Annotated in this window: 12 protein-coding genes; 10 read left to right on the top strand and 2 right to left on the bottom strand. The window is 47.9% G+C overall.

Annotated features, from left to right (window positions below; genetic code table 11):
• Nucleotides 1-7: 7 nt before the first annotated feature.
• From AC1DLI_RS30140 to AC1DLI_RS30170, 7 genes are all read left to right on the top strand, one after another.
• Nucleotides 8-1,180, top strand: a complete 1,173-nt coding sequence (locus AC1DLI_RS30140; protein WP_477608716.1) for an acetyl-CoA C-acetyltransferase — start codon at nucleotides 8-10, stop codon at nucleotides 1,178-1,180.
• A gap of 15 nt (nucleotides 1,181-1,195) precedes the next feature.
• Nucleotides 1,196-2,047 carry a 3-hydroxybutyryl-CoA dehydrogenase gene (locus AC1DLI_RS30145; RefSeq protein WP_477608718.1) on the top strand — a complete coding sequence of 284 codons (852 nt, stop codon included), beginning with the start codon at nucleotides 1,196-1,198 and terminating at the stop codon, nucleotides 2,045-2,047.
• A 35-nt stretch (nucleotides 2,048-2,082) separates the two neighbouring features.
• A complete protein-coding gene (locus AC1DLI_RS30150) occupies nucleotides 2,083-3,225 on the top strand; it encodes an acyl-CoA dehydrogenase family protein (protein ID WP_477608720.1) in 1,143 nt (380 codons plus the stop codon).
• 29 nt (nucleotides 3,226-3,254) lie between these two features.
• Entirely contained in the window at nucleotides 3,255-4,154 is a 900-nt protein-coding gene (gene prpB, locus AC1DLI_RS30155; protein WP_477608722.1) for a methylisocitrate lyase, read from the top strand.
• Nucleotides 4,144-5,265, top strand: coding sequence for a bifunctional 2-methylcitrate synthase/citrate synthase (gene prpC / locus AC1DLI_RS30160; RefSeq protein ID WP_477608724.1), 1,122 nt, complete (start codon nucleotides 4,144-4,146; stop codon nucleotides 5,263-5,265). Before prpB ends, prpC begins: the two co-directional genes overlap by 11 nt.
• A 20-nt stretch (nucleotides 5,266-5,285) precedes the next feature.
• Nucleotides 5,286-6,728, top strand: a complete 1,443-nt coding sequence (locus AC1DLI_RS30165) for a bifunctional 2-methylcitrate dehydratase/aconitate hydratase (RefSeq protein WP_477608726.1) — start codon at nucleotides 5,286-5,288, stop codon at nucleotides 6,726-6,728.
• A gap of 155 nt (nucleotides 6,729-6,883) precedes the next feature.
• Nucleotides 6,884-7,393: a hypothetical protein gene (locus AC1DLI_RS30170; RefSeq protein WP_477608728.1), complete on the top strand. Its 510-nt coding sequence runs from the start codon at nucleotides 6,884-6,886 to the stop codon at nucleotides 7,391-7,393.
• A gap of 170 nt (nucleotides 7,394-7,563) precedes the next feature.
• On the opposite strand, the gene AC1DLI_RS30175 is transcribed toward AC1DLI_RS30170, so the two are convergent.
• Together AC1DLI_RS30175 and AC1DLI_RS30180 are read right to left on the bottom strand one after the other, a co-directional pair.
• Entirely contained in the window at nucleotides 7,564-8,400 is an 837-nt protein-coding gene (locus AC1DLI_RS30175; protein ID WP_477608730.1) for an alpha/beta hydrolase, read from the bottom strand.
• Between the two features lie 73 nt (nucleotides 8,401-8,473).
• Nucleotides 8,474-9,373, bottom strand: coding sequence for a YihY/virulence factor BrkB family protein (locus AC1DLI_RS30180; RefSeq protein WP_477608731.1), 900 nt, complete (start codon nucleotides 9,371-9,373; stop codon nucleotides 8,474-8,476).
• A gap of 156 nt (nucleotides 9,374-9,529) precedes the next feature.
• Here AC1DLI_RS30180 and AC1DLI_RS30185 point away from each other — a divergent pair, with 156 nt between their 5' ends.
• From AC1DLI_RS30185 to AC1DLI_RS30195, 3 genes are all read left to right on the top strand, one after another.
• A complete protein-coding gene (locus tag AC1DLI_RS30185; protein WP_477608733.1) occupies nucleotides 9,530-9,937 on the top strand; it encodes a TerB family tellurite resistance protein in 408 nt (135 codons plus the stop codon).
• 4 nt (nucleotides 9,938-9,941) lie between these two features.
• The gene (locus tag AC1DLI_RS30190; RefSeq protein WP_477608735.1) at nucleotides 9,942-10,859 is read left to right on the top strand and encodes a helix-turn-helix transcriptional regulator; all 918 of its coding nucleotides are present in this window, start codon (nucleotides 9,942-9,944) and stop codon (nucleotides 10,857-10,859) included.
• Nucleotides 10,860-10,930: 71 nt separating this feature from the next.
• Nucleotides 10,931-12,466, top strand: a complete 1,536-nt coding sequence (locus AC1DLI_RS30195; RefSeq protein WP_477608737.1) for an MDR family MFS transporter — start codon at nucleotides 10,931-10,933, stop codon at nucleotides 12,464-12,466.
• Nucleotides 12,467-12,478: the final 12 nt, after the last annotated feature.

The raw sequence follows: 12,478 nt of genomic DNA on the forward strand, positions 1-12,478 counted from the left end.
GTCCATTATGCGCCAAGCTGTCATTGTCGGAGGAAAGCGAACCGCGTTCGGAAAATTTGGAGGCAGCTTCAAGGAGATGGAGGCCGCCGAACTGGGAGCGGCGGTAATTCAAGGCGCACTGAAGCATGCAGGCATTGCAGTCGATCAAGTAGATATTGTCATCATGGGCATGGTGCTGCAAGCCGGCAGCGGGCAAAACCCGGCGCGTCAGGCAGCCATTCGCGCTGGACTTGATTGGAGCTCGAACGCGGAAACGATTAATAAAGTGTGTGCTTCAGGCATGCGTGCTATCACGATGGCAGAGCAAATGATTCGTGCTGGCGATGCGGACATCATTGCAGCCGGCGGGATGGAAAGCATGAGCCAGGCGCCTTTTGCTACCCAAGCGGCAAGATGGGGAGCCAAGCTGGGAAATGCGGAATTCACTGATTTATTGATTCACGATGGTCTCCTATGTCCGTTCCACAACGTCATGATGGCGGCGCACGGCAATCAAGCTGCCGAGGAATACGGCTTTAGCCGATCGGAACAGGATGAATGGGCGCTAAGAAGCCACTATCGTGCATGCTCCGCTGCGGAATCAGGGATTTTCGTTGAAGAAATCGAACCGTTTTCGACACGTGCGAACACCCGGATTGCGCTTGACGAATGCCCTCGCAGCGACACGAACCTAAAGAAGCTGGCTCAGCTTAAGCCGATTCAAGGTCCAAACGGAACCATTACGGCGGGGAATGCTCCTGGCGTTAACGATGGTGCCGCCGCGCTAATCGTCATGTCTGAGGAAGAAGCGATTCGCGGCGGTTACGAGCCGCTGGCGAAAATCATCGGCCACTGCACGATTGGCACGCGAGCGCCTCATTTAGCAGAGGCTCCAGCTCTTGCGATTCAGAAGCTTCTGCGGAAAACGGGCATAGCGCTAAAGGATATTGATTTATTTGAAGTAAACGAAGCATTCGCATCCGTTCTTTTGGTATGCGGCGAAATACTCGGATGGGATGAAGAAAAGGTCAATATAAACGGCGGAGCCATTGCCCTTGGGCATCCGATCGGAGCAAGCGGTGCAAGGATCGTCCTCACATTAGCTCAAGCATTGAAGCGGCGAGGCGGCGGTCTTGGCATTGCCGCGATCTGCAGCGGCGGTGCGCAGGGAGATGCGATCCTCTTGCGGGTGGATGGCTGAAGCGGAGGGAGAACGATGGCCATACAAAAAGCAACAGTGATCGGGGCGGGACAAATGGGCAGCGGAATCGCCCAAACACTTGCCCAAAGCGGTATGGAGGTAACGCTTTATGATCTCGATAGAAGCACGGTTGACCGCGGTATCAAGATGATTAGCACCTCGCTTAACCGCCTTGTAAGCAAGGGGAAAACAACGGATGAGCAGCGCTCGCAGCTATTAGAGCGGATTGTTCCCGTTACGGATTTTGACAGCATGCAGGAAGCTGAGCTTGTTATTGAAGCTGCTCCCGAAAGAATGGAAACGAAACAGAAGATATTCGCTGAGCTAGATCAAATCTGTATGCCRGATACGATTTTGGCGTCCAATACGTCATCACTCTCCATTACAGAGCTTGGGTCAGCGACCAATAGAGCCTCATTCGTGATCGGGATGCATTTCATGAATCCCGTTCCAATCATGCCATTAGTAGAAATCATCAGAGGTCTTGAAACGTCGGATGAGACGTTCGAAAGGATACAACACCTCACTCATAAGCTAGGGAAAACGCCCGTTGAAGTAAAGGATTTTCCTGGTTTCGTCTCTAACCGCATTCTAATGCCGATGATTAATGAAGCAATTTATACCGTCTATGAAGGGGTAGCGGAGCCTGAAGCCGTGGATCAGGTAATGAAGCTTGGAATGAACCACCCGATGGGCCCTATCACTCTTGCTGACTTTATTGGGCTCGATACCTGTTTAGCTATTATGGAGACACTTTACCTTGGTTTCGGTGATTCAAAATACAGACCATGCCCGCTGCTTCGCAAGTACGTGCAGGCCGGTTGGTTGGGGCGGAAGACCGGACGCGGGTTTTATCGTTATTCATAAATGCGTGATAGTTGCATCGGAGAGGGTGTAGGACGATGGAGCTCCGGTATACGCGGGAACAAGAAGAGCTGCGGAGAGCGGTCCGGCATTTTGCGGAGCAAGAGATTGCTCCAGTCGTAAGCAACATGGAACAACAGGACGAATTCCCTTATTCACTAATTTCAAAAATGGCCTTGAATGGATTCATGGGCATTCCTATTCCAAAACAATGGAACGGGGCAGGCGCTGACTTTATTTCCTACATTCTTGCGATTAACGAGGTGTCCAAAATAAGTGCGGCAGTTGGGGTTATTTTGTCCGTTCATACTTCCGTAGGGACCTTTCCCATTTTACAATATGGCAGCGCCGAACAGATTTCGGAATATGTCCCAAAGCTTGCGTCCGGCGAAAGCTTAGGCGCATTCGCTTTAACGGAGCCAAATGCCGGATCGGATGCAGCCGCCATTCGGACATCAGCATTATTTGACGGGGAGCATTACGTTTTGAACGGAACAAAGGTCTTTATTACGAATGCTGATGCGGCAAATACCTATATTACCTTCGCGGTGACTGATTCCGCAAAAGGATCTCATGGCATTTCCTCATTCATTATTGAACGTGATATGCCAGGCTTTAAGATCGGAAGAAGAGAAAAGAAGATGGGACTTCATGGCTCCAACACCTGTGAATTGATTTTCGATCAGCTTAAGGTTCCAGTTACGCAGCGTTTGGGGATGGAGGGAAAAGGGTTTTCCATTGCGAAAGGAACGCTTGACGGCGGAAGAATCGGCATCGGCGCTCAAGCGCTGGGGATCGCGGAGGCTGCTCTTCAAGAAATGGATGACCGATTATATCCAAGCGTCAAAAAAACGGGCAAGCGGCCTAAACCGCTGCAGCACAAGCATATAAGGCTGGCCGAGATGACCGCTCAAGTCGAAGCGGCAAAAATGCTCGTTTACCGTGCCGCTTATTTGCGTCAAAATGGTTCACCTTGTACAAAGGAAGCCTCGGCAGCGAAAATGTTTGCATCTGACACGGCAGTTAAGGTTACCAATGCAGCGATTGAGCTGTTTGGGATGGAGGGGTGCCTGAAGGAATCAAACATGGAACGGCTGTTTCGCGATGCAAAGGCAACTCAAATTTATGAGGGAACGAATGAGATTCACCGCATTGTCATCAGCGGACAATTGCTTAAATAACCGTTCTATTTATGAAAGGCGGTGGTGCAATGACTGCTACTCCCGGTCAGCGGCTGCGCGAGGCGCTGCAAATGGAAACGCCGCTGCAGATTGCCGGTGCCATAAATGCTTATTCCGCCATGATGGCGGAAAAAGTCGGATTTCGAGCTTTATATTTATCAGGGGCAGGTGTTGCAAATGCATCTTTTGGTCTGCCTGACCTTGGCATAACATCGCTGCAGGATTGCATTGAGGAGGCAAGACGAATAACGAGCGTGTCGGAGCTGCCGCTGCTCGTTGATGCGGATACAGGCTTTGGCGGCGCCTTTCAAATTTCGCGCACGATCAAGGAAATGAATCGAGCCGGAGCAGCAGGCGTTCATATCGAGGATCAAATATCGGCAAAGAGATGCGGACACCGCCCGGGCAAAACGATTGTAAGCAAAGGAGAAATGGTGGACCGGATCAAAGCCGCAGCGGATGCAAGAGAGGATTCGCAATTTGTCATTATGGCTCGCACCGATGCATTGGCATCAGAAGGTTTAGCTGCAGCAATTGAACGTGCCTGTGCATGTGTAGAGGCCGGAGCCGATATGATTTTTCCGGAGGCGGTCACAAAACTTGAGGATTACCGGGCATTTGTTGATGCCGTCAAGGTGCCTGTGCTCGCCAACATTACCGAGTTCGGCCAAACTCCGCTGTTTACGGTTGAAGAGCTGGGGCAAGCGGGCGTTAGTATGGCACTTTATCCTTTGTCTGCTTTTCGGGCAATGAATGCTGCCGCTCTGCTCGTCTATGAGACGATTAGAGGTGAAGGTACACAAAAAAACGTGATCAGCCGCATGCAAACACGAGCAGAGCTCTATGATTTCCTTGACTATTACCGCTATGAGAAAAAGCTGGATCAGCTTTATGGCAGCAAGGAGGAGGGAAGCAGCAATGACGACTAAGAAACAGGGCGGGCTCGCCGATATTATTGCCGGGCAAACCTCAATTTCAACGGTTGGCAAGCAGGGTAAAGGCCTATCCTATCGCGGCTATTCGATCGAGGATCTGGCCAGCCAAGCTACCTTTGAGGAAACCGCATATTTGCTCATCTATGGTAAGCTCCCTAATTTAGCAGAGCTGCGGCAGTACAAGAAAAAACTGCAAGGACTTCGTAAGCTGCCTTCGGGCTTGCTTTTGATTTTGGAGCAGCTTCCTGGAACCGCGCATCCGATGGATGTATTGCGGACGGGCGCATCAGCACTTGGCGCATTAGAGCCCGAGACCGATGAACATAACCAATATCATGTTGTCGATCGGCTGCTGGCCAGCAGTGCCTCCATGCTGCTTTATTGGCATCATTTCCATACTAGCGGCCTCAGGCTGGATACGGAGACGGAAAATGACAGTATCGCAGGCCATTTTCTCCAGCTCCTGCACGGCCATACGCCAAACCAGCTGCATGAAAAAGGACTGGATGCTTCACTTATTTTGTATGCGGAGCATGAATTCAATGCTTCTACCTTCGCGGCTAGAGTAACAGGATCAACCTTATCCGATATTTACTCGGCGGTTACAACTGGCATCGGCACATTAAGGGGAAATCTTCACGGCGGTGCCAACGAGGCGGCCATGGCGCTCATCGAAGCATTTAATAGTCCGAGCGAAGCAGAAAAAGGGATTTTGCAAATGCTGCAAAGTAAAAAGTTAATTATGGGTTTCGGGCATCGCGTCTATTCGGTGTGTGATCCAAGATCGGATATCATCAAGCAGTGGTCAAAAAAGCTCTCCGACGAAGCGAAGGATTCGAGTTTGTATTTCATATCCGAACGAATAGAACAAATCATGATGCAGGAGAAAAAGCTGTTTCCAAATTTGGACTTCTACAGCGCATCTGCCTATCGATTAATGGGAATCCCTACTTCGCTTTTTACGCCTGTTTTCGTCATTTCCCGAATAAGCGGATGGGTCGCCCATCTTATCGAGCAGCGGGCACATAATCGGATCATTCGTCCAAATGCTGATTATGTCGGACCAGAACCATCACCATGGCTGTCCATAGATCAACGAGCCTGATAAAGGAGGAAGCAAATGCCATGTCAGTCCCGTCCCAAAACATAAAACCGTCGCCTGACCAGGTGCTAGTCGATATCGCTTCTTATGCGGCTGAGTATAAGATTAACAGCCCCGAGGCATACGAGACGGCTCGTCATTGTCTCATCGACACGCTTGGCTGCGGCCTGCTGGCCCTTCGATATCCGGAATGCACGAAGCTGCTCGGTCCAATCGTTCCAGGCACCGTCGTGCCGAACGGCGCTCGCGTACCCGGTACTTCCTTTGTGCTGGATCCCGTTACCGCAGCCTTTAATATCGGATGTATCATCCGCTGGCTTGATTACAACGATACCTGGCTCGCTGCCGAGTGGGGGCATCCGTCCGATAATCTAGGAGGCATTCTTGCAGCTGCGGATTATATCAGCAGAATAAATATCGCAGGTGGCAAACCGCCGTTAGTCATGCGCGACGTGCTCACCGCTATGATAAAGGCGCATGAGATTCAAGGTGTTCTTGCGCTGGAAAACAGCTTTAACCGTATTGGGCTCGACCATGTCATTCTGGTTAAGATCGCATCGACGGCAGTCGTGACAGCTCTGCTTGGAGGGACGCAGGCCGAAATTACTTCTGCTTTATCTAATGCTTGGATAGATGGGCACCCGCTTCGCACTTATCGGCATTCACCTAATACGGGTACGCGGAAATCATGGGCTGCCGGGGATGYGACGAGCCGAGCCGTTCGTTTATCACTAATGTCGCTTCGCGGTGAAATGGGGTATCCCTCCGCGATGTCAGCGCCGGAATGGGGATTTTACGATGTGCTCAATAAAGGGAATCCACTGATTCTTAAGCGCGGTTTCGATTCTTACGTGATGGAAAACATTTTATTTAAAATATCGTTCCCTGCGGAGTTCCATGGACAAACCGCAGTTGAAGCTGCCATCCGATTACATTCCGTTGCTGCAGAGCGATATCTTGAAATTGACAAAATCATTCTGACTACGCATAAATCTGCTTTGCGCATTATCGACAAGACAGGGCCGCTGCATAACCCGGCTGACCGTGATCATTGTCTACAGTATATGGTTGCCATTGGGCTGCTTCATGGAAGTTTGACGGCCGATCATTATGAGGATGCTGCATCGCTTGATCCCCGTATTGATGAGCTGCGCCAAAAAATGGTAACGGTCGAAGAAGCAGCCTTCTCGGTAGACTATTTGGATGAAAATAAACGTTCGATCGCTAATGCCGTACAGCTGTTTTTCAAAGACGGCACGGCATCGGAAAGGGTGGAAATCGCTTATCCAATCGGTCATCGGAGGAGAAGGGACGAAGGCATCCCGCTCCTTGAGCGTAAATTCGAAGCCAATTTGAAAAGCCGTTTTCCAACAAAGCAATCGCAAGCGATTTTGGAACTTTGCCAGAATCAGATCGCGTTAGAGAACACTCCAGTCCAGCAATTTATGGAGCTATTTGTCATYTAAACGAATGCCTGCGATCGCCGCAGGTTTTTCTTTTTTTTAATATTTTTTTTGTAGCTTTTCTGTAACTTATTGCACCCCAAATGCGTTATATTCTATATGTAAGACGAATAAGAATATACACCGAATATACACCAAACAGAAGGAGCGTCAGCGCTATGAAAAAATATGCAATGATCGCAATGGTTGCGATAGCTTGTCTCACGGCCTTTAGCTTTGCGCCGACGGGAGGCCGTGATTATACGCCGGTAGAACCAACGCCAGATATGGAAAGCGGATATATCGAGAGTGTTCAGAAACAGGATCAACACTATCTGTTGTCTATCGATCAGATTGATTGGTACGAGGGTGATCAAGCTGCAGATAAATTCCTGGAGCGGGAAGGGGATTCCGAGCTTGATGGACCGCCGGACGGCTATTACATCATAAATGACGATGAGAGCCTGCATGAACTTCCGATAGCTGAAAATGCAGAGGTTCTCATGCAAATTTACAATCGCACAGGCAATGTCGAGGAAGCTGATATCGTATGGAACGAGCCTATTTCCGTTGATAAATTCATCGAATTATTGAATACAGAGGATGACCTCGATATCAAGGGCTTCCCTTACCATATGACCGTAAAGGATGGAGAAATCATTCGTATCGTTCAACAATTCGTACCTTAATTTAATCGCTTGCGGAATACCAAAAAAAGGTGAGAAGTCAATCCATGACTTCTCACCTTTTTTTCATCAATATATAAGAATTTATAAGTTTTCACTTATAAATGTGCTTATATATCTCCGCGAAACGATAGCTTTTGCCACTGAAGACGGCGACAGCCGTTTACGCTTGTCTAATCTCTTCCGGCTTCATAGATTTTCTGGGCAAGCATGGCAGGCTGCGTTTTTGCCGTTGTCATGTGATCGCCCGATCCTTGAATATACCGGAATAAGCCAAGCCGATTCGACATATGCGGATGCCAACCGTATTGGCTATTGAACTGTGGCAGTACATTGTCCTCCGTTAGGTAAATGTAGCTCCTCGGAACGCTAAGGCTGTAAAATTTTTTGAGATCTAATTTCTCGTAAGATGGTTTCGCAGGCTCTGGACGGATTTGGCCGTAGATTTGCTCCGCTATGCCTAAACTCGCTAAATTGACAAAAGCCTCACGGAAGAGTGGAAAGGGCAGCATAATGGTATCATCCGGCGAGTTCTCCCTAAGCTGCGCGAAAAGGGTTTGAGCAGCAGGGGGGAACTCATCTACTACCATTTCGCCGTCGTTTAATACAAAGGCATTCCAAAAAACAAGTCGTTTCAAACGGTCCGGAACCAGCTCCGCCACCTTCTGAACGAGCGTTCCGCCGAAGCTGTGTCCGACAAGGACAATATCATGTAAATTTCTTGAGACGATATAATCCGCGATTGATTTTGTAAGCATCGCGTGTGTGACATTTTTATTCATATCCGCCCCGTGTCCCGGGTATTCCGGTACATAGACGGTATGCCCCAGCTTACGCAATTCATAGGCAATACCATCCCAGAAGCTTGTATCAGCCCATGCGCCGTGAATCAGAACAAAGGTAAGAAGCTGATCGCTTGGTCTAGGTGTCCACCTAGCGAAAGCAGGGTAAACATTCATATTGAGATGCGGATAAGTCCATCTCACCCAATCTTGTTGATATGGATACATGTATAACTACTCCTCGTATTCAGATAAATCAGCATATGCCTAAATCCTCACGAGGTTAATGACTCCTTGGCATTTACGTAATTTTGATCTTGCTGCAGTTACTCGCCGGAAAACGGAAGCTGTGCCTCGCAGCGCTGCTTCGAGGCGGGTTGTTTTTGGCGGATGCTAAAGTAGCATTGATTTCGCCGCCAAGCATAATCAGGATTGAGCTGATGTACAGCCAGATTAATAATATTATCATACCGCCAAGGCTGCCGTAGGTTTTGGAATAGTTCCCGAAGTTGTTCATATAAAATTGAAAGGCAAGCGACGTAATGATCCATCCAAAAGTAGCAAAAACGGCGCCAGGCAATGCCTCTTTAAAGCTAAGCCGTCTGCTTGGCACCATCCAATAAAGCAGTGTGAAGGCAGCTGCCATCGCTGCGATARGAATGGCATATTTCAAAATCCCCCATATCCACTGGAAGCCATCGGGATAATTCATCCATTGAAACAAATACTCTCCGATTGCTTTGCCGAAAATCAACATGAGCATCACCAGCATGATGACGACGACAAGAAAAACAGTCGCTAATAACGAAATGCCCCTAACCTTCCAGAAGGGACGCTGCTCCTTGACATCGTAAGCCTTGTTCAGGCCCTTCACGATGGCGTTAATGCCGTTAGATGCTGACCAAATCGTTGCGATCATCCCGAATGAGAGAAGGGTACCGCTGCTATTGTCTACCACTTCCGTTAGAATGCCGCTTATCGTCTCGCTCGCATCAGATGGAAGAAGGCGAATCAGCTCTGCAACTACACTATCACCCGACAGCTCGATAAAGCCAAGCAGGCTGACCATAAAAATTAAAAAGGGAAAAAACGATAAAATTAAATAATACGTCAGCTGGGCCCCTAAAGCTGGAACATCATCATCACGAAATCTGCTGTATAAGCATTTTACGAATTGTACGATTTGAGTATTGCTTGTCATTTGTGGTCACCCTCCTTTTCCTATAAAATTAAACAAGAACATGTGAATGTTAAACATCAATCAAAATTGAAAAGAATACGGATTGATGTAGGAAATGCGCTAATGATGTCGAATAAGAGAATAATCAATTTTATTTGAAATAAGGGAGTGGACCGTTTGTTTTTACATTTTCTRCAATCCAAGGAACATAAATTAGCTTTTCTAGAGTTGGCTCATCTTGTAGCTAATGCGGATGGGTATGTGCACAAGAAAGAACAAGGCTATCTTCAATCGTATATGAATGAGATGGAAATCAACCCCTCGGAGGTAACCTTTTCATCTGAAAAGCAGCTTTCCGATATCGTCGCCGGCCTGAATGATGACCACTTGAAAAATATTTTTTTCGCAGAAATTTTGCTGCTCATTTTCGCTGACGGTGATTATAATGATGATGAGAAAAAGCTTACGAAAGATATGAAACAGCAGTTCGGATTGTCTGATGAAACCTATGAAACGATTAAAAATTGGGTCATTCGTATGGATCAGCTGAAAATCGAAGGCTTAAAGCTCATTTTGAATACGTAAGCAAATGAAGCTGGAACGTCTTATTTCAATGATTTATATGCTGCTGAACAATGAAGTGCTTTCGGCTTCTGCTTTGGCCGATAAATACAAGGTATCCCAGCGCACGATTTACCGCGATATCGATGCCATTTGCGCCGCAGGAATCCCGGTTGTATCCTATCAAGGCGTAAATGGCGGTTACGGTATCATGGATGCCTACAAAATGGACAAAAGCTTGCTGGGCTCCTATGATGTCGGCTCGCTTATTACGATTCTTCACAGCATGTCGACCGTTTTTGATGATGATCGCGCGCAGGAAACGATACATAAGCTGCAAACGCTGCAGCATGATGCCGGTACGCCGAGCTTAACCATGGACGTCGGCGGAAGCCGTGCTTATAACGACTCTCTCCGTACATTAAGAACGGCGATAACGGAATGCAGGCTGGTCCGCTTCGAATATGTCAATGCGAAGAGCGAACGGAAGGACCGTAACGTTGAACCCATCAGTCTGCACTATAAATATGATGCCTGGTATTTGTATGGTTATTGCAGAGAGCGTAAGGACTACCGTGAATTCAAGCTCCCCCGCATAGCTAATCTGGCTGCATCAACTGAATATTTTCAAAAACATAAGCATGTGCCTGAGAGAGACAGCGCAAGATACCAACAGCAGTCTGTAAACGCAATAAACGCCGTTTTACATTTCTCCGTTGACTGCTTGGCCAGGGCGATGGACTTCTTCTACAGCGCGGAGAAGAGTTTTAATGAAGATGGCACGCTTACCGTATCTTTAATGGTCAATGCCTATTCCGAGTCGCGCTGGTTCATTCCGATCGTGTTAAGCTTCGGTGAAGGCGTTACCGTAGTTGAACCAAAAGAGCTGCGCGAGAAGGTCAAAGCCAAGCTTGAAAAAATGATAAAACGTTATTCCGAAGTATGACACTCAGGTGTCATACTTTTTTTATTACACTGATATCAAGAAATCCGAAATGGAAAAGGAAGTGTTTATCAGTGAAACAGCRGCAAAAAAGCAGCCTATCCCTTGTTATTGCAGGGTTGCTTCTCGGCATTCTAATGGCATCGATGGACAATACGATCGTGGCCACTGCAATGGGAAATATCGTGGGCGAACTCGGAGGCATGGATAAATTTATTTGGGTAACCTCAGCTTACATGGTGGCAGAGATGGCTGGTATGCCGATTTTCGGGAAACTTTCCGATATGTACGGCCGAAAGAAGTTTTTTATTTTTGGGATTATCGTCTTTATGCTTGGCTCGGTTCTATGCGGAACAGCGGGTTCGATCACGGAGCTTGCTATTTTTAGAGCTATTCAAGGAATTGGCGGAGGAGCGCTCGTGCCGATCACATTCACGATCTTGTTCGATGCCGTCCCTTTGGAGAAGCGCGGAAAGATGGGAGGACTCTTTGGCGCGGTATTCGGTTTATCAAGTATTTTCGGTCCATTGCTTGGGGCATTTATAACGGATCATATTGCTTGGCAATGGATTTTCTATATAAACCTGCCGCTTGGCATTATTTCCTTCGCTACGGTTACGTTCTTTTACAAAGAATCACACGAGCATTCGAAGCAGCCGATCGATTGGTTAGGCGCCATTACGCTCATCGGAGCTATCGTATGCCTGATGTTTGCTTTAGAGCTTGGAGGCAAGCAGCTAGCTTGGCATTCAGGTATTATTTTAAGCTTATTCGGAGGCTTCGCGTTTTTGCTGGCGGCATTTCTTATAACAGAGAGCAGGGCGGAGGAACCGATTATTTCATTTGGCCTATTCAAAAATAGGCTGTATACATCCAGTATCCTGGTAGCGCTCTTTAGCGGAGCGGCATTTATCGCAGCATCCGTCTATATCCCAATATTCATTCAAGGCGTACTCGGGGGATCAGCAACCAATTCCGGTCTAGTCCTCCTGCCGATGATGGTGGGATCCGTCATCACCGCAACGCTTGGAGGCAGCTTGATGACCAAAATATCGTATCGCAGTATTTTGATTCCTACGCTTATTTTGTTAGCTGTCGGAGTCGGGCTTGTTGCCAGTCTTACGGCGGAATCTTCCAGATTGATTGTAACCGTCTATATGGTACTTATCGGCCTTGGCATAGGCGCTTCGTTCTCCGTCCTTAGCAATGCGGCGATACATGGCTTATCGTACCGGCAGAGAGGGTCCGCAGGTTCTACCTTGAATTTCATCCGCTCGCTCGGCATGACGATGGGGATCACGATGTTCGGACTCATTCAAAGCCACCATTTTTCTAGTCAAATGGGAAAAATAAGTTCTGACAGTCAGCTTCCTGAAGGGCTTAATTTTCAAGATCCGCATGCGCTGCTTTCGCCGGAAACCCGTGCTGTTATACCCGCCGACTTACTTAAACAGTTTTCAGAATTTCTTTCCAGCTCTATTGTGACTACCTTTGCATGGGCGATTGTTCCGGTAGTGCTGGCGCTGCTGGCCGCACTATTTATGGGGAATAAAAAGCTTGATTCTTCGGCAGAAGCGGAAGAAGCCCCAGCTTACTCTTCCGTTCATTAAACGGTGGCTATG

It is taken from the genome of Paenibacillus sp. 01T443 (assembly GCF_056398325.1).

What these genes read in the sequence shown, in the direction of transcription:
- AC1DLI_RS30140 (WP_477608716.1), top strand. Translation starts at nt 8, where the DNA reads ATGCGCCAAGCTGTCATTGTCGGAGGAAAGCGAACCGCGTTCGGAAAA.
- AC1DLI_RS30150 (WP_477608720.1), top strand. Translation starts at nt 2,083, where the DNA reads ATGGAGCTCCGGTATACGCGGGAACAAGAAGAGCTGCGGAGAGCGGTC.
- prpB (WP_477608722.1), top strand. Translation starts at nt 3,255, where the DNA reads ATGACTGCTACTCCCGGTCAGCGGCTGCGCGAGGCGCTGCAAATGGAA.
- prpC (WP_477608724.1), top strand. Translation starts at nt 4,144, where the DNA reads ATGACGACTAAGAAACAGGGCGGGCTCGCCGATATTATTGCCGGGCAA.
- AC1DLI_RS30170 (WP_477608728.1), top strand. Translation starts at nt 6,884, where the DNA reads ATGAAAAAATATGCAATGATCGCAATGGTTGCGATAGCTTGTCTCACG.
- AC1DLI_RS30175 (WP_477608730.1), bottom strand. Translation starts at nt 8,400, where the DNA reads ATGTATCCATATCAACAAGATTGGGTGAGATGGACTTATCCGCATCTC.
- AC1DLI_RS30190 (WP_477608735.1), top strand. Translation starts at nt 9,942, where the DNA reads ATGAAGCTGGAACGTCTTATTTCAATGATTTATATGCTGCTGAACAAT.